The organism is Paramixta manurensis, assembly GCF_013285385.1.
In the GTDB taxonomy this organism is placed as follows: Bacteria; Pseudomonadota; Gammaproteobacteria; order Enterobacterales; family Enterobacteriaceae; genus Paramixta; species Paramixta manurensis.
On sequence record NZ_CP054212.1, the window covers coordinates 3,692,926 to 3,710,618 of the forward strand.

Genomic DNA, 17,693 nt, shown 5'->3' on the forward strand with positions numbered 1-17,693 from the left:
CGCGCCATGCTCAGCCAAAAGTCGTTGTTTAATCTTTTTAATTATTAAAGGCATCGCCTTATCTCCCAGGGCTTTTCAATTTTTTTATACATCGCTTTCCCATTCTTTATGCAGATCAGCGCAGGTATTTCTGACGGGCGATACTTTTCCGTCCACACCCCATTGTTATCCTGTAAGTAATGCGCCGGGCCGTTAAATATTTCGCCAGCGCGATGAATATCAATAAAAGTAACGGTAATCTTTTTCTGTAACTGTTGGCTAAAATAGAGTTGACGGCTAATGTCACGCACCAGGCGGCTTTGCGCCGGGATAGCGGAATCAATAAACACGATGGCTTCAACGTTTTTTTTCGATGTATTTTTCCGCGCGGTTGCCGGGTATGCCGTGAGTAGCAGAAGAAATAACATTATCAGATAGCGTTTGATCGCCATTTCGTCATCCTCCTGATATTAACGACGTACTGCAACCGCAGAAACCACCACCCGCTCTGGTAATATTCTCGCGCCCTGTAGCAGCCGATTAAGCGATCCTTTGGGTACCGGCACGCTAAGCGTAACCTGGTACAACGGCAACCAACGCGCGCGGCTGGTCCACGGCGATAGCGCGACCAGAGTATCAAGCGGTTTAACCGGCGAGAGTTGGCAACCCGCCATGCCGCCGGAGAAGAGCGAATAATTTTCGACCTGTTTCTGCTCTCCGGTGCTAAAAGAGACCATTTCAACCGTCAGGCAAAAGGTCTGTGCGGCGTTATCGGCCAACATGGTTTTTGCCAGTTGAGTGAGTTGTTCCACGTCCATACGGCTGAGCGGGTCAACACCGTTATACAGTGCGCTGCGCTCGCGTATCACCGAAACCAATGAATGACTGACCGCCTCAGTTCTTCCTTTAAAAGCAAGAAAGAACCCATATTCAACCAGTGCCATACACAGAGTTATCAGAACAGTAAAAACCAATGCGGCCTCAATGGTTACCGAGCCGGTACGGCACGCCGCCACACGCCGTACCCTGCGATAGTAATGCTCAATCATCCTTAAATTTCTCATTGAGTTCATACTCCTGAATATAAATCAGTCGACGTGACAGCGAAGCGCGTAACGCGCTAGCAAAGGCTTTAGTGCCGGGAATAACATCGATAAATAACAAGGGGCGGTAATCGTAATCGACCTGATAAAACGCCAGCTTTTTGCGCGTTGAGTCCGCATCGCACGCGCCGTCCACCGCTTGTGCAACGTCTTCGCAAAAACTGACCTTTGCGCTAAGTTTTTTGGGATCAATAAAACCGGCCCATAGGCGGGATTCATGGTCAAGCGTTTGCTGAAAAATCACGTTATAATCGACGCCACGCTTGGCGCTAAACGCACTATTACGCGCCGAGGTGGACAAACTGAGATCGATGGTCGATGAAATAACCATATAACGGCCTATTTCAAAGGCAAAAAATACAAAGAAGAAGAAAATAACCACCACAAACGAAAACTCAATGGTCACCACACCCTGGCGACAATATATTTGCCGAACCCCTGCCTTAAAAAATAACAATAGCCTTGCCATAAACGCTCCCTGTAATTAACACCGCTTAATAACGCACTAAATGGATGCCAGATTGCTCTCTATTTCAAAAAGGGATGAAACTAACGTATCCGGATAATGCGTGAGATTTTCGCGTTTAATCATCTCCTTCGCGTACCGTAAATCACCACTTTTTACCAACGCAAAAATAAGATTATGTGTCATATGATTGTCACGATAGCCGCGTAAATAGAGCGGTAGTAAGAGCTGAATCGCCTGCGTGTAACGCCGCTCAGCAATGTGTACTAACGCCATATTGTTCAATATCTTCTCTTCAGGATAGAAAGCATTACGCGCCTGCTCAAACGCTTTTAGCGCGCTTTTTAACTCACCCTTTTCTGCCAGCACAATACCACGCAAATTTAACCCTTCGGCATTATTAGGTTCACGCTCAATCGCCATGTTTACAAACTTAAGCGCCGAGTCATAATTTTTCTGCGCCACCAAGTTTTTACTTTGCAGAAGATACACCTTAACGGGCGGTCTGTTTTTTAGCAGCGGCGTAAGATAATGCAGCGACGAGTTAAAGTTACCGACCAGATAATAATATTCCGATAGCCGAAAACGAACCTCAGGATCCTCTTTTTTCTGTAGGGACTCGCGATTAAGCGTAATAAGACTCTCATAATTTCGCGTCTTTAACAGTACCCGCTCTTTCTCGGCGCTATTTCGATTGTCCACCCCTGTGGCACCATCAACGCGATAGTTTTGTTGCGTACAACCGGCATTAAAAAATAGCGTGACTAACAGCAACAGATAAGAGAGTAGATTACCGCTTTTCATCATTAAAATATCCTCATTACGCCAGGTGCGGCGACCACAATGACCACGGGGAACATGAAGAATAAAATCAGCGGTACACTCATCTTGGCGCCCAAACTGCCGACTTTCTCTTCCAGAGTCAGTAATTGTACCTCGCGAATATCTCGTGCCAGGGTGATCAGTTGATCATAAACCGAAGAACCATATTGCAGGCTCTGCGCAAGCGTTGCGCACAGCATCCGGTTCTCCATTGACGGGAGTTCCTGATAAAAACGTCGTAATCCGTCCGCCAACCCGCTCACTTCGCTACGCTTTACCAGCCGCTCCATAAAAGGGGCAAAATCAGGATTGATGCCCACCATCTTTTGGCTAAGAAAAACAAATGCCGCTTCCAGACTCATACCGCATTGCACACAAATCGCTAACAGATCCACCAGCCACGGAATCTCACTACTCATTTTTTTTACCCGCCGGTTTACCATCCAACTGCGTAATTTACCCGGCAGTATAATGGCGACCACCAGGGTCAGAGCGCCGGCCATCATTTGCTGGTTTTGGCTCAGTTCAAGTCTGAACAGGTAATTTGCCGCCAGGGCGGAGAAGAATAACAACACCATGAGACCAACTTTATAGATGATACTGGCATCTAACTTACGAAAATAACTGAGCATCCGGTTCTTCTTTTCCAGAATCAGCTCGGCCTCGTGATTATTTTTTAATTGTTGCAACCGTTTTTCTGCGGGATCTTTGGCTAACAACGTAATCATTGCCGAAAGGCGACGCACGCGTTGTCGGCGATGAACCATCAACCAGACCATGCCAGTGCCGGACAGTAACAGGATAATCATCAGTGCTCTTATGAGCATAATTACATTCCCCTCATCAAAAACTTAATAATCATCATGCCGATCAACTCGCTACCAATCAGGTAATACAAAATGACCTGTCCCCTTTCCTCATGCAGAATAAAGTCAAAATTCTCCGGGCTAATAAACTTCAGTAGCAATAAAAAAACAAAAGGTATTGCGCCGGTGATTTTAGCCGCCATACGCATCTCTGACGTCATCGATAACATTTTCTTTTCCATTGCGACCCCGGTAGAAATCGATTTTTGTAGTTTCGTCAACACCTCTTTTAAGCGACCGCCATTCCGTATATTCAGAATGATGGCAACAATGAAAAAGTAATACTCTCGATAGGGATAACGTCGCCATGAATCGTAGAAAACCTGTTCAGGATTATCGCCAAGGTTTAAACGCCGTCCGATAGTACCAAACTCTTTACCCAGTTTTGTCTCGCTGACTAATGCATAATCCGTCATTGCCTGCAGAAACGTGCGCCCCGATGAAATAGCGCCAGTGATCGTGGTCAGCGCTTCATTGAAATTGAGATTAAAATTTTTTCGCTTCCGTTTCTTTAATACTGAATAAAAGAGAAAAAAGGTCATTATTATCACTATGGGCGCGACCCATTGTCTGGGTAATCCGATATAAAGCTGATTAGCCATTATCACCATGCCGCTGATTAACAGTGGCATGAGCATATTGCGTAGAAACCGTTTTTTATCATCCGGTTCAAATACGCTAGCTATCACATAGATCCGCCCGACCAGCAATAAGGTTATTTTTTGCCCAAGCGTCTCGCCAACGGTGCTTTGATGTTGGCCCATTAATACTTTAAGTGAGCGGATACGTCGACCGCGGAAACCGGTGGCGCGGTTGGTCATTAAACGACGTTGTATCAGCACCCAAAAACAGATGAAGGCGAACAAAATCAGGACAATAAATAGACCACGCATAAGGATTATCCAAATAGGGTTTTGAGATACTTTTCACAGCCGTGCGCCATCGCTTTGCGATAAACCGCAGACCGGCTGGAAAGCCCCGGGCTGGCAAAGGCACCGCTAACCTTATCGGCATGAGACGCGCTATCGACCTCGAAGGTAAAAATATCCTGTAATACGATGGTTTCGCCTTCCTGCCCCATCACTTCGCTAATGTGCGTGATCTTTCTTGAGCCATCATGCAGACGCGAAACCTGCACAATGAGGTTGACGGCCGAACTGATATTGCGACGGATCGCCTCAATCGGTAAATTTAACCCCGCCATCATCACCATATTTTCGATACGTGCCAGCGCATCGCGGGGTGTATTGGCATGCAGCGTGGTCATCGAGCCATCGTGGCCGGTATTCATCGCCTGTAGCATTTCGAAAGTTTCACCGCCGCGGCACTCGCCGACAATAATACGGTCAGGACGCATACGTAACGTATTAACCATCAAATCCCGCATTGTGACCTGGCCACTTTGTTCTGCGCCCGCCATGCGTGTTTCCAGCCGCACCACATGCGGCTGTTGAAGCTTTAATTCCGCCGCATCTTCCAGGGTGATGATGCGTTCATCGCTGCCGATATGCTGCGAGAGGGCATTAAGCAAGGTGGTTTTCCCGGCGCCAGTACCACCGGAAATCACAATATTGACCTGACATCTGGCGGCAATACTCAGGAAGTTCGCCATTCGCTCATCCATCGCTCCCCAGTTGACCAGGTCAAGAAAGGTGCGTGAAACCTTACTAAACTTACGAATCGAAATCGCCGTGCCGTCCAGGGCAATCGGCCCGATAACCACGTTCAGGCGGCTACCGTCGCTCATCCGTGCGTCAACCAGCGGCTGCGACTCATCAATACGCCGACCAACGCGGCTCACCAGCCGTTTCGCAATTTCAGTCAGTTGATGATTATCAATAAAGCGTCGGTTGGTTTTCACCAGCTTACCGCCGGTTTCGATAAAGATGCGGTCCGGGCCATTCACCAAAATATCGCTAATACTGCTGTCTTCCATTAACTCACGTAGAGGCCCCACGCCGGCAATTTCATCCGCAATAGCGGCAGCCAGCATTTGCGTCTCTTCAGTCGGTAAATAGCGATTGGTTTCCAGCCCGATCTGCTGGATCACACTGACAACTTCTTTTATCAGCGCTATTCTGTCAGCCATCAACCGCTCAATAACATCCAGATCCAATCGCGGCAATACCGCGTTGCGCATAGTGCGCATTAACTCATCGTAAGTATGATTCATGGTTATTGCTTCCTGGCCGTCAACCCAAACCAATTAAACGCTTTCCCTGCTTCGCTAGACGGTGAATTTCGCCCAAGGGTTAAATTCGTCAACTGCTGTAATATCGCGTTATGCTTGCCGCTAAAACTGAGTGGATTCGCCGGATCGCCATTTCCTTTAATGAAAGGAATCACAATATCCACCGGGCGCCCCAACAGGCTGGCGACCTCTTCCTGATTAATCGCCCCACTCATCATTGGCTGATTTTGGTTAAAACAAATAACGATCTTTCTTACCCGACTCAGGCTGCCTTGCGCGTGTTGGTGATAATCAATTAATTTCTTCGCATTGCGAATGGCGGCCAAATCATGATTACACACTAAAATCACACAATTAGAGTGCTGTAATGCATTTTCAAGCTCGCTGGTTTCGGCGTTATACAGCGTATGGTCAAATAACACGAAATCGTAACCGTCATATAACGGCAGCGAAAACGCCCAACGATGTTCACGCTGTTCATATAAGGCATACAGGTTTTCCTGTAGCTTAGTCACTTCGCTCCCGATCTCTTTTTTCGCAATCAGGTCAAGGTTTAGCGTGCCGCCCAATCCCTGAACCAGTAACAGCGTACTATTACGTTGCTTCACCAGGTTGCTGGCCAGATGGTAACTCAGTGATGAGTTACCGACGCCGCCCTTACATCCCAACACGCTAATTTTGATTGCGCTGCGCGCGGTTTTCAGGATGCCGGTTTCATTATCAAAAATAGCTCCGAGGGCGGAAAATTGTTCCGGATGATAATAAATATAATGAATACCGGCAGCGTGGCATTTACTGGCAAACACTAACGAGTCATGATTACCAATGGCGATGCAAACAGTACTACGCGAGATGAGCAGCTCAATTTTATTAAAAAACCGGTCGCTCTCCGCCTCACTTTCAATATCAAAAATAAAATAGTTAATATTCCCTTGCAGAGTAGCCACATCAAAGGTATTGGGATGGACCGCATAGCGCTCGACCGTAGTGGTTCCTCTAATTTCAAGTTGGCTGCAAATTGCCTCCATCACCTCACTGCGTGCGGATACCACAACTGATATAGATGTATCCCTGGCGACTTTTCCGGGAGTGTGTTGAAAAAGTAGCATGACAAAACGACCTCAACTGAAGATTAAAAAAGCGCCTTATCTTTATTTACTAAAGACATATAAAGATTATTATCAATTGCGCAGCCGATTTTATCCTTATCGTTCAAAGCATAGTTTTGTTGATGATAATGACAAAAGCGGGGAAATTGATGAGGCTCAATCGCCAGCGTTATTAATGCATTGGCACCTTTATTCGCCATCAGCTTATCCATAACAATATCGCTTACCCCGACACCCATCCCGATGAGTCGGGTTTTAAATTGCGTGGCAAGTTCATCAACATCATTGCGCTGCCAGGATAAACGTATCCGCCCACCGAGCAGTTGATAGTGGCTAATTAACTCCGCCAGCACAATTTCTTGATCAACCGTATTACGGCTATTCAGCGGATATTCCCGCCCCAAAGCCGAAAACGCGGGCGCAGAAAAAATCAGCATAAGGAATAAAAAGGTTACTTTCATCATGTCTTTTCCCTGTCAGTAAATAAAGCCGCTCTGTTCCATAAACGCGATGGCTTCACGTCGGGCTTTATCTTTATGCACGCCATTGAGATTAAAAAACCGTGATAATAAGCTGCTGCTACTCACCGAGGGATACATAATATTACGCGGCGATACCGGGCGAACCAGATTAACCGTCGCCACCATAACCAGCTCGGTACGCTCACGCTGCGTGGTCGTATGGCGAAATAGCGCCCCTAAAATCGGCACATCGCCAATAAAGGGGATTTTCGCTAACGCTTCTCTTTCGGTTTCGTTTAATAAGCCGCCCAGCACAAAGCTTTCACCATCGGCAAGTTCAATCGTGGTACGCGCCTTACGGGATTTTAATCGCGGAATCGATAAGACCTCACCGTCTACCGAACTCACCTCTTGCGCCAGGGTCAACCTGACCTTTTGGCTGTTTTCGACTTTTGCCGCGACAAACATTTTGATGCCAAACTCTTTATAAGACACCTCCGTGCCGTCAAAAGAGCGCGTCACAATCGGCATTTCGCCGCCGACCAGAAAGTTCGCGGTTTCACCCGATAACACCGAAATGTTGGGTTCAGCAAGAATACGCGCCACCGACTCATTCCCCAGTGCCTGGATGATGGCAGTCAGTTTTTTGGCATCAAACTTAAACTGGTTAAGGACAAATTCCCCCATTTGCGAGGCCGAACTCCAGTCGATACCCAGGCTGTCGGCGTAGGTTTTATTCACCTCCACCAGCGTAATTTTTACGTTGACTTGGTTCGCCATCGGCAACGTCATGCGGTTTTGTAAATTCTTAAAGCTGACATAGTTCAGCGAGCGCAGGCTGATCTCGCCGACGGAAACCATATCATCATTATTATTGTCGCTCAGTTTGGTGGCGATCACTTCACGCTCTAATCCTAAGGCTTCGCCAACCAATTGATGTATTGAGTCGCGGCTCTCTTCATCTGCCGCCAGCCCGGAAAGAATGTAACTCCCACCAACTTTTTTCAGCTCAATGCGGCTACCGGGAAACTCATCCTGCACCTGCTGAGCCAGCCGCCCGATCAACGGATCAACCAATACCGTGACGCTACGCGTTTTGCCGCCCTGCACCAACAGAACCTCGCCGCGACCATTGGTTAGGCCATAAATCACCACCTCACGATCGCCAATGACCTGGTAATCCACCACATCCGGGCTAGAGGTAAATACGGTGTCGATGGTTTCATTCATTTTCAGCGTACGCGCGGCGCCTTTTTCCAGATAAATGGTTTCCGCACGCACCTGAACCGCGGGCAAAACCAATAAAAAACTGAGGAAAGCAAGGGCTATCGCACCAGCGGTTATCGTTCTCATCGTCCTCCCCTCCCTCTCAGTTCGGTCACCATTCCCGGCACCAATGTCCGCGACTGCCCCACTTTCAGCGGTGAGTTTGCCGACACCACCATCCACTCGCCTAAATGACTAACCGCCTGAATTTTCTCCATATCGGCATTTTCAATTTCCAGGTTATAGAACGGCAACCTCGCTTTCTCATTGAGGACTTTACCAACGCCTTCTAAAGGTTTAACCAGAGAAAAGAAACGCCGCTCGCTCAATACCTTGACGTATTTCACCATCGTTTTATCGACCGTCTGCCCCTGTCGATTGACCAGTTTATAATGGCTATTCATCGGCTCTTTTTGCGCGACAAAATAGCGCAACCAGACGTCGACCTTTTCCCCTTTCGCCAAACTCTCTAACCGAGAAACCTCCTCTGGCTGAACCGGAAACGCGTAGAGGAAAAAATCTTTTTGCACAGAGACCGTCTCTTTGGGTATCTGTTGAATATCCTGACGCGTAACCAGGGTACCCGCTTCAAGATCGCGAACGGCCTGATAGTGGCTTAAGTCAGCCGGCATCGGTTCACTAACCACACTTTCTTGCCCTTCCACCTGATGCGTTTGCTTACTGAAACTTTCCGCGGTTAGCCGTTCGCCGGTTTTAATCGTTTTCTGTGCGGTATAACGCTCTACCGTGGAAAATTTCGGTGTTTCTTCACCTCCAGTGAGGAGTAACCCTGCCCCACCTACTGCTAATAGCATCACGGCAATAATAACCAGCAGCCGTTGGTTCATACTGATACCCTTAATAAAACGACGGTGGCTAAATAGCCAAGGCCGATCGCTACGCCATACGGGACACTTTTTTTCCTGGTCGATTGTGATTTACCCAATGCCGCCAGGCGGACGCATAAAATAATTAACGCTATCGGTAAACCTGCCAGAGAAGTGATAAAGAGAAAAAAAAGGGTGCCGTCACGACTTAATGAAAGCGATAACGCCGCTAACAGTTTACTGTCGCCGGCCCCCATAATATTAAACACACTAAGTAAAAAGCCAATCACAAGGATGTATAACGCAGGTACAACGGTAATATTCCCTAATGTTGTATATCCAAGCGCTGCAGCGAGTACCCCGACCGCCAGTACCGTTTTATTTCCTATGATCCTGTAACGAATATCGGTATAACAGACAAACCCTAACAGCACACATAGCAAACCCACGATCAATGGCATTCAACGTCTCCGCCACACGCTAATCATTACTGGTTAACGGTATTGTTGATATTATCCGTCAATACCGAGAACTTATCGGTAATCGATTTAATGAAACTGCCATCTTCGCTACCAAACACCACCATCAACATACCGCTAATCGCCACGGCAATTACTGCATATTCAATCGCCGTTACGCCATCTTGCCGCTTTACAAACTCTGCCGCTTTATTTCGTAACGTCACCATGTTATTAGTTAATTTAACCGAAGTTAATAATATAACGTTTTTCATTTATTACTCTCGCCTTACAATTAAGATGAAATTTATTCTTACGTGCCACGATGCAAATCAACACTCCCCCAAAGGGTTGATTCGCAATATAGGTTAATCCTGCTCAGGAATAAAGTGACAGAAAGAGATAATTTTTCTGACAGAAAAGAAAAGTCATAAAAATATCATTACGCCTTACCCATTTATTTCCCCTATAATTAATAAAGCACATCAGGGAGAATTAAATAAAATCATTACAGGATTAGTTTAAAGCTCCACGTTAATATTAGTCGCTATAAAAATCGCTAATTAAATATTGCGTTCTGTTTATTTATCCGGGAGGGGTTATGTCCATTATCACACCGCCAATAAGAGGCAGCCTCCGGCATCATCTTATTGAACAGGTGATTGACCTAATATCCAGCGGCGCGCTACAGCCTGGCGATCGTCTTCCCTCAATACGAACGGTCAGTGAACGCGACGGCATCTCTCGCGGTACGGTGGTAGTCGCCTACAAAGATCTGGAAAGCCTGGGATATATCGAGGGTAAAGAGAGAAGTGGTTATGTGGTTAAGGAAGGCGTGATACGCCAGGATTCAGGTAGTGTGGGGGGCACAAAATGCCGTGATAACGCGCTTTTTGCCGAGGACGAATTAGGCGCGCTATGCCGCCGTTTTGCCGTTGCTAACCGACTACAGAGCCATGACACTGCTACGCTTTCAGCACATTTTATTCGTAAAACCATCAACCACTTTTATGCGCATATCGAAAGTAATGCGCGGCCGGAGAGTGGCGCAGCCCTTCAGCATGATTTAAAAAAGCAGCTTGCCCGTTACGCGAAACTCACTCGCGGTATTAGCTGCCAGACTGACAGTATGGTCGTCATGGCCTCCCAACAACAGGCACTCAGCTTAATTGCGCACTATGGTAAAACGCGTAATGCCAACCCAAGTATTATTTTGGAAGACCCCTGCTCTCCACATGTGGTGCACCTTTTCACCTCGCTGGGGTATGAGATTATTAATGTCAGCATCGGTGACAATGGCCTGGACGTCGCGGCTTTTCCTGACCGTCCGGTGGATTTTATCTACACGGCGCCGTCGTACAATTTCCCCTCCGGCATCGCCATCAGCCACGCGAATCGTGTACGGTTGCGGCAATGGAGCGAGCAACAGCATGCCCTGATTATTGAAGATGACGCCTGTTGTATGCCGCAGAACGGGCAGGTGGTTACACCACCGCTACAGCCTGTTTATCCAGCCCACCCTCTTTTCTATCTCCATCCGCTCGGTGAGTTAATCGGTAACAGTATCGATCTGAGTTTACTGGTCGCGCCGCCTGACCTTATTCAGCCGTTACGGCAGTTAAACGCGCTGAATGGCGGGCCAACAGCAATGATTAACCATCAGTTAGCGGCGGTCTTTCTGGGTTCCCATTATTTGATACGGTGTTGGGAGAAAATGCTGAAGGTGCGGCGCCGTAAATTTTGGCTGGCGGTGGAAGGGCTACGGCAATATGATCCGCAGCTTGAGTATCGCGGGTCGCCGCATGCGGCTTTTTTCAGTTTTACGCTCAGTTCCGGCCCTCTGCCTGCTGCGGTCGCCGAAGTTGTCTATCCGCTGGCGCTGTTTTGCCGTAATCCTTCACCCATCGACACGCCGCCGCGTTACGTTTATCCGATCGGCGCGTTAAGCATCAATGAGATTATAAAAATTAACGCCGGGCTGGCACCGCGCTGACCCGGCGCCGACGCCTCAGGCAATATTCAGGTATTTATGGGTCTGCATCGATAAACGCCAGTTACGCGCAATGCAGGTTTCAATACACAACCGCGTCGCCTCCTGTTTCTGGCTAATCGGCTGCAGGGCGATAATGCGCGATTTATCGTCGCTCAAGGTTGCCAGTAAGGCATCTAGCGCATCAACATCGCGCTGGCGTGCAACCGGATGCTTAATTTCATCGGCGCGGGTCAGCGCCTGCTGCAACACATCATAGCCACCACGCATATTGACCTTCGGCGAGACCGTCACCCACGTCTGCGCGCTACAGCGCACTTCATGGGTACCGCTGGTTTCTATCTGGCAACTGAAACCTTGTTGTTCTAACGCGAGGGTCAGCGGGGTTAAGTCATGAATCGCCGGTTCGCCGCCGGTGATCACCACATGGCGCGCGGTCCAGCCATGCTGACGGATAGTTTCGATCAGCATGAGCGCATCGGCGGCGCCCCAGGCGTCACTCTCCACGGTTTTAACCAGGATCTCAGAAAGCCGCGTTTCCCGATTAGCCAGCTTATCCCAGGTATGTTTAGTATCGCACCAGCTACAACCGACCGGGCATCCCTGTAGACGGATAAAGATTGCCGGGACGCCGGTATAAAAACCTTCGCCCTGCAATGTCTGGAACATTTCATTAATCGGGTACTGCATTATTCATTCACCGTGGGGAAAAACAGGGCGCAGATTATGGCAGATAGCGACAATTGCGCCAAATTTAGCGGTAAAAAACCGCACAAAGCGGTTATGGCTCAGCATAACGCTTGCCACTGTGGCGAGTTGGCGAACCAGTCGGCAAGAAAGTCAATCAACGCGCGCAACGCCGGTAATAGCTGGCGCCGTGAGCTATAAATGCCATAGATTCCCATATTGTCTAGTTGGTACTCTGGCAAAATCGGTACCAGTTCCCCGCGCGCCAGCCATTCCGCCGCCGAATGGAGTGGCTGCATACTGATTCCCGCGCCGGTCAATGTCGCGCTAAGCAAAAAGAAGGAGTCGTTAGCGCTGAGATTCCCGCTGACCGCGACAGCGGTTTGCCACTCGTCACGGGTAAAATGCCACAAGCTTTTACCAAAGTTGGAATAGGTCAGGCAATTATGGTGGCGTAAATCATCCGGCGACAGCGGTTGCCCATGTTGCGCCACCCACGCTGGCGAAGCGCATAATACTGAGCGACAAACGCCCAGCGGGCGCGCGATCAGGTTGGGTTCCAGTTCGCTGGCAATACGGAGCGCCAGATCGATGCGCTCTTCAACCAGATTAATACGCTGGTTGCTAATCTGCATATCGATCTGTACGCCGGGATGGCGTTGTTGGAATTCAGTTAGCGCGACCGAGATAGCACTCCAGGCAAGCGAAAATGAACAAGAGACACGTAACACCCCGGTAAGCTCTTGGCTATGATGCAACTGGTCTTGTTCTATCTCCTCCGCCAGCGCCAACAAATCCCGGCAGCGTGCCAACGCACGTTCGCCTGGCGCCGTCAGGCTTAGGCGACGAGTGGTCCGGTGCAATAATCGCGCCCCGGCCCACTCTTCCATTTGCGCCAAATAGCGCGTCACCATGCCGCGTGACATCATCAACGCTTCCGCCGCCGCTGACAGGCTTTTACGCTCAACAATGGTGACAAAGACTTTACTGGCGATCAGCCTATCCATTCTATATGTCCGATTCATTCAACAATCTGTTGCAGATTATCGTGTTTTTCTTTGCATCTGTTCAAATTAGTATACATATCGTATTTTGTTACCGGAAAAAGAAGATGAGACTGCTCCCTTTACTCGCATTAGGTCTGCTGGCCGCTAGTGGTTCTTCCGCCTTATTCGCTGCCGAGACGCTGACTGTCGATGTCTATAACCCTGGCGCGGATAGCCTGTTTCCGGTGAGTTCGGAAATTGTCTCCGGGCCGCATGAAGTGGCGCTGATTGACGCACAATTCCAGCGTAACGACGCGCAAGAGTTGGTTAAACGCATTAAAACCAGCGGGAAAAAGCTGACCACGGTGTTTATTAGCCAGTCCGACCCGGATTTTTATTTCGGGCTTGAAACCATCAAAGCGGCGTTCCCCCAAGCGAAAATTCTCGCCACGCCGCAAACCGTTGAACAAATCAAAAAGACGCAGCAAATTAAGCTGAGTTACTGGGGGCCGCAGCTAAAAGAGAATGCGCCCACCGCCGTGGTTATTCCTGAGCCGTTAAAGGGCAACCACTTTACCGTTGATGGCATGCGCGTTGAGGTGAAAGGCTTAACAGGGCCCAATGCCGCACATAGCTGGCTCTGGGTGCCGTCGCTTAAAACGGTAATGGGCGGAGTGGTGGTTACTGGCGATAATATGCATGTCTGGCTAGCCGATGCGCAGACCAAACAGGCGCGGGCGGCGTGGTTACAAACGCTTGACGCCATTCGGGCGCTGAAACCGGCACGCGTTATCCCCGGCCATTTTCTACCGGGCGCGGATGAAAGCATTCGCTCGGTGAACTTTACGCGCGATTATATCCGGAACGTGGAGCGCGCTTTACCCGGCAGCGCCAACGCCGCCGCGTTGATTAACACCATCAAAACCCGCTATCCCGATCTGAAGGATGAGTCGAGCCTGGCGTTAAGCGCAAAGGTGTTGAAAGGAGAGATGTCCTGGCCCTAGCCGCCATTATTAACGCCCCGGCGGGGGCGTTATCACGCTGGCGCTACATTAACCCATCATGATGGATTTGTTGCAGAGCGGCTTGCGCCACATCGTTGGCGCCGCTTAAGGTAAAGTGACCATAGTCGAAAGCGCTGGGTTGCCCATTACTTGCCAGTGGATGACAGACATCGTGCGGGCAAACAATTTGGTACACCGAAATGTATTCGACTTGCTCACGCCTCATCGCCTGGCGCAATGCAACATCGGTCTGCTTAATCTCTTTATTGATCGATTTCGCCACCAGATCCTTACGCCCATCCTGCTGGTAAGCCAGCAAATCCGGTAATGCTTCGGCATACTCAATGGTTGGCCCCATGACAATAATGTTCTGTGTAACGCCTTTTAACGCCTGTATCGAAGCATGTAAGGCGGCGAAATCGTTATGTAACCAACGTGCGGAAATAATCACGCCATCCACCCGATGCGCGGGCAACCATGATTGATAAACGTAATCCATTAACTCACTGCATTTATTATGCACCGATTGACGCATAACCGGCTTGCATCCCGCCGCCGTCGCTTGCATTAGGTTGATCTCTTTACCGGCTTTATTACTCAACGCCCGCCATAAATGCGCGCCGTGGCTGTCGCCAATTAACAGGTAGTTTTTCGCCTTACCGGACATTTTCAGGCAGCGATCGCGTTGATAACTGCCTTTCGCCTCATTATTGCCGTCAAAGAAGCAAACGCCATTGCGAAATTGATAGTGGTACTCGTCGGTGCCGTGATACTGGGAAAACTGCGCCACGGTTAATGCTTCGTGGGAGAATTGCCCGGCATTATTGTTAAAATGGCCGATATAGAGCGTCCCTAGCGCCAACGCCACTACGCCCCCCGCCGATGCGCTGACAATGCCGCCAGGGCGCAAGGCAGAAAGCTTGTAGCGGAACGGAATCTCAATCAGATAACGTGAAGCAACCGCCAGCCCAAAGGTCGCGGCAATAATCGCCAAGTCGCGCGTACCGTCGCCAAAATTAAAGAACATTTTGCTATAGACGATAATCGGCCAGTGCCAGAGATACAGACAATAAGAGATCATGCCGATATAGACTACCGGCTTTAACGCTAACAGGCGGTTCACCAGCGCTTCACGCCCGGCAAGAATAATCAGGAAGCTGCCTACGCAAGGCCATAATGCATTCCAGGAGGGAAACGGTTTATCGGTATTGAGCCACACAAAACCGAACACAATTAGCGCCAGCCCCACCAGACTGAGGGCATGTTTGGCGCCTTGCCTCACTCTTACCATACTGCTTTCCAGCCCGGAGACCGAGATAATGCCGCCCAGCGCCAGCTCCCAGGCACGAGTGGGTAACAGGTAGAAGGTAAAGTCAGGTCGCTTTAATACCCCGACAATACTCAATAGAAACGATCCGGCAATAATCAGCAGCATTACGTGGGTAAGGCGGTGGCGAAACCAACGCATCGCCAGCAAGAGAACTACCGGGAACACAATATAGAACTGCTCTTCTACCGCCAACGACCACGTGTGTAGCAGCGGTTTTAGCTCAGCGGGCCCGGCGAAATAACCGGTTTGCTGCCAGAAATAGAGATTGGAAGAAAACAGCGTAGCGGCCAGCGCGCTGTTACTAAGCTCGGTAAATTGGGACGGTAAAAGATGGTGATAACCAAATAACAACGTGGCAAACAGCACCACAAACAGTGGCGGCAGAATACGCAGGCAACGCCGCTTATAAAACTCAAGGTAAGAGAATGAATCACGGCTGGCATTTTGATAAATGATACCGCAGATGAGGTAACCCGAAATCACGAAAAAAATATCAACGCCGGTAAACCCACCCGGTAGCGCTTGCAGGCCCATATGGTAAGCAATCACCGGTAACACCGCCAGCGCGCGCAGACCATCTATGTCAGCACGGTATTTCATTTTTACCTCACGTAACAAATACAAAACATTACATAAGGTTTACATACATTAGCGAAAAGGTAACCCTCTGTGGGCATAATTCGGAGATTACTGAGGGTACCAGGATGGTGGGCGCATTCTAACCAGCAAAAAAAAACCCCGTAAATTCACGGGGTTTCATCAAAATAGCCGACGGAAGCACCAGATTCCGCGGTTAAAAAGCCAGAATTACTGACCTTTTACTTCTTTCAGACCGTTAAACGGCGCTTTAGCACCCAGCGCTTCTTCGATACGAATCAACTGGTTGTATTTAGCAACGCGATCGGAACGGCTCATAGAACCGGTTTTGATCTGGCCCGCTGCAGTACCCACAGCCAGATCGGCAATGGTAGCGTCTTCGGTTTCACCGGAACGGTGAGAAATAACCGCCGTGTAACCTGCATCTTTCGCCATTTTGATGGCAGCCAGCGTTTCAGTCAGAGAACCGATCTGGTTGAACTTGATCAGAATGGAGTTCGCAATGCCTTTCTCAATCCCTTCTTTCAGGATTTTGGTGTTGGTTACGAACAGATCGTCGCCCACCAACTGGATTTTGTCGCCCAGCACTTTAGTCTGATACGCGAAACCAGCCCAGTCAGACTCATCCAAACCATCTTCGATAGAAACGATCGGATATTGCTTGGTCAGATCTTCCAGGAAGTGAGTGAACTCTTCAGAGGTAAAGGCTTTGTTACCTTCGCCAGCCAGCACGTATTTGCCGTCTTTGTAGAACTCAGAGGCCGCACAGTCCATCGCCAGAGTAACGTCTTTGCCCAGCTCGTAGCCTGCAGCTTTTACCGCTTCAGCGATAACCGCCAGCGCTTCAGCGTTAGAGCCAAGGTTAGGCGCGTAGCCGCCTTCGTCGCCAACCGCGGTGTTCATGCCTTTAGACTTCAGCACTTTCGCCAGGTTGTGGAACACTTCAGAACCGATACGTACCGCTTCTTTCAGCGTTTTTGCGCCAACTGGCTGAATCATAAACTCTTGAATATCAACGTTGTTATCCGCGTGCTCACCACCATTGATGATGTTCATCATCGGCAACGGCATAGAGAATTTACCCGGCGTACCGTTCAGTTCAGCAATGTGCTCATACAGCGGCATGCCTTTAGCCGCCGCGGCCGCTTTTGCCGCCGCCAGAGAAACCGCCAGAATAGCGTTAGCGCCGAATTTAGATTTGTTCTCAGTACCGTCCAGGTCGATCATGATCTTATCGATGTTCGCCTGATCTTTCGCATCTTTACCTTTTACCGCGTCAGCGATCGGGCCGTTAACCGCAGCAACCGCTTTAGTTACGCCTTTACCCATGAAGCGAGATTTGTCGCCATCACGCAGTTCCAGCGCTTCGCGTGAACCGGTTGAAGCACCTGACGGCGCGGCTGCCAAACCAACAAAGCCGCCTTCCAGGTGTACTTCAGCTTCAACGGTCGGATTTCCGCGGGAGTCGATGATTTCGCGACCGATGACTTTAACGATTTTGGACATTAGGTTTTCCTCAGTACAAGTTACGAAACTTAAGACAAACAACGC

The 17,693-nt window shown here is 49.2% G+C and carries 19 protein-coding genes; 2 read left to right on the plus strand and 17 right to left on the minus strand.

Annotation, left to right across the window (positions count from 1 at the left end; translation table 11 throughout):
- Positions 1-44 precede the first annotated feature (44 nt).
- The 13 genes from PMPD1_RS17840 to PMPD1_RS17900 all read right to left on the minus strand — a co-directional run bounded on the left by PMPD1_RS17840 (position 45) and on the right by PMPD1_RS17900 (position 9,823).
- Positions 45-431, minus strand: a complete 387-nt coding sequence (locus tag PMPD1_RS17840) for a hypothetical protein (RefSeq protein ID WP_173635298.1) — start codon at positions 429-431, stop codon at positions 45-47.
- 18 nt (positions 432-449) lie between these two features.
- Complete coding sequence (gene tadF / locus PMPD1_RS17845; protein ID WP_173635299.1) at positions 450-1,043, minus strand: tight adherence pilus pseudopilin TadF; 594 nt, start codon at positions 1,041-1,043, stop codon at positions 450-452.
- Entirely contained in the window at positions 1,021-1,551 is a 531-nt protein-coding gene (locus tag PMPD1_RS17850; protein ID WP_173635300.1) for a TadE/TadG family type IV pilus assembly protein, read from the minus strand. Before PMPD1_RS17850 ends, tadF begins: the two co-directional genes overlap by 23 nt.
- Positions 1,552-1,587: 36 nt before the next feature.
- Positions 1,588-2,355, minus strand: coding sequence for a tetratricopeptide repeat protein (locus PMPD1_RS17855; protein WP_173635301.1), 768 nt, complete (start codon positions 2,353-2,355; stop codon positions 1,588-1,590).
- A complete protein-coding gene (locus tag PMPD1_RS17860) occupies positions 2,355-3,197 on the minus strand; it encodes a type II secretion system F family protein (RefSeq protein ID WP_173635302.1) in 843 nt (280 codons plus the stop codon). The genes PMPD1_RS17855 and PMPD1_RS17860 overlap by 1 nt, the downstream gene beginning before the upstream one ends.
- Before the next feature lie 2 nt (positions 3,198-3,199).
- Positions 3,200-4,129 carry a type II secretion system F family protein gene (locus PMPD1_RS17865; RefSeq protein WP_173635303.1) on the minus strand — a complete coding sequence of 310 codons (930 nt, stop codon included), beginning with the start codon at positions 4,127-4,129 and terminating at the stop codon, positions 3,200-3,202.
- A gap of 5 nt (positions 4,130-4,134) precedes the next feature.
- Complete coding sequence (locus tag PMPD1_RS17870) at positions 4,135-5,409, minus strand: TadA family conjugal transfer-associated ATPase (RefSeq protein WP_354292680.1); 1,275 nt, start codon at positions 5,407-5,409, stop codon at positions 4,135-4,137.
- Between the two features lie 2 nt (positions 5,410-5,411).
- Positions 5,412-6,455 (minus strand): CpaE/TadZ family protein, encoded by a 1,044-nt coding sequence (locus tag PMPD1_RS17875; protein ID WP_173635304.1) that lies wholly within the window; start codon positions 6,453-6,455, stop codon positions 5,412-5,414.
- Positions 6,456-6,559: 104 nt separating this feature from the next.
- Positions 6,560-7,000, minus strand: coding sequence for a hypothetical protein (locus PMPD1_RS17880; protein WP_173635305.1), 441 nt, complete (start codon positions 6,998-7,000; stop codon positions 6,560-6,562).
- A gap of 12 nt (positions 7,001-7,012) precedes the next feature.
- The gene (locus PMPD1_RS17885; protein WP_173635306.1) at positions 7,013-8,350 is read right to left on the minus strand and encodes a type II and III secretion system protein family protein; all 1,338 of its coding nucleotides are present in this window, start codon (positions 8,348-8,350) and stop codon (positions 7,013-7,015) included.
- Positions 8,347-9,111, minus strand: a complete 765-nt coding sequence (locus PMPD1_RS17890) for a hypothetical protein (protein WP_173635307.1) — start codon at positions 9,109-9,111, stop codon at positions 8,347-8,349. Before PMPD1_RS17890 ends, PMPD1_RS17885 begins: the two co-directional genes overlap by 4 nt.
- Positions 9,108-9,551: an A24 family peptidase gene (locus PMPD1_RS17895; RefSeq protein WP_173635308.1), complete on the minus strand. Its 444-nt coding sequence runs from the start codon at positions 9,549-9,551 to the stop codon at positions 9,108-9,110. The genes PMPD1_RS17890 and PMPD1_RS17895 overlap by 4 nt, the downstream gene beginning before the upstream one ends.
- 26 nt (positions 9,552-9,577) lie before the next feature.
- Positions 9,578-9,823: a Flp family type IVb pilin gene (locus tag PMPD1_RS17900; protein ID WP_354292682.1), complete on the minus strand. Its 246-nt coding sequence runs from the start codon at positions 9,821-9,823 to the stop codon at positions 9,578-9,580.
- A 326-nt stretch (positions 9,824-10,149) separates the two neighbouring features.
- On the opposite strand from PMPD1_RS17900, the gene PMPD1_RS17905 reads away from it, so the two are divergent.
- On the plus strand, positions 10,150-11,541 hold the full coding sequence (locus tag PMPD1_RS17905; RefSeq protein ID WP_173635309.1) for a GntR family transcriptional regulator: 1,392 nt from the start codon (positions 10,150-10,152) through the stop codon (positions 11,539-11,541).
- A 15-nt stretch (positions 11,542-11,556) separates the two neighbouring features.
- On the opposite strand, the gene queE is transcribed toward PMPD1_RS17905, so the two are convergent.
- Positions 11,557-12,228 (minus strand): 7-carboxy-7-deazaguanine synthase QueE, encoded by a 672-nt coding sequence (gene queE / locus PMPD1_RS17910; protein WP_173635310.1) that lies wholly within the window; start codon positions 12,226-12,228, stop codon positions 11,557-11,559.
- A 98-nt stretch (positions 12,229-12,326) separates the two neighbouring features.
- Entirely contained in the window at positions 12,327-13,232 is a 906-nt protein-coding gene (locus tag PMPD1_RS17915; RefSeq protein ID WP_173635311.1) for a LysR family transcriptional regulator, read from the minus strand.
- Positions 13,233-13,336: 104 nt separating this feature from the next.
- Here PMPD1_RS17915 and PMPD1_RS17920 point away from each other — a divergent pair, with 104 nt between their 5' ends.
- Complete coding sequence (locus PMPD1_RS17920; protein WP_173635312.1) at positions 13,337-14,215, plus strand: MBL fold metallo-hydrolase; 879 nt, start codon at positions 13,337-13,339, stop codon at positions 14,213-14,215.
- Between the two features lie 43 nt (positions 14,216-14,258).
- Here the strand turns inward: PMPD1_RS17920 and PMPD1_RS17925 are convergent, their stop codons facing one another.
- Together PMPD1_RS17925 and eno are read right to left on the minus strand one after the other, a co-directional pair.
- Positions 14,259-16,145 carry an acyltransferase family protein gene (locus PMPD1_RS17925; RefSeq protein WP_173635313.1) on the minus strand — a complete coding sequence of 629 codons (1,887 nt, stop codon included), beginning with the start codon at positions 16,143-16,145 and terminating at the stop codon, positions 14,259-14,261.
- A gap of 207 nt (positions 16,146-16,352) precedes the next feature.
- Positions 16,353-17,648 carry a phosphopyruvate hydratase gene (gene eno / locus PMPD1_RS17930; RefSeq protein WP_173635314.1) on the minus strand — a complete coding sequence of 432 codons (1,296 nt, stop codon included), beginning with the start codon at positions 17,646-17,648 and terminating at the stop codon, positions 16,353-16,355.
- Positions 17,649-17,693 lie beyond the last annotated feature (45 nt).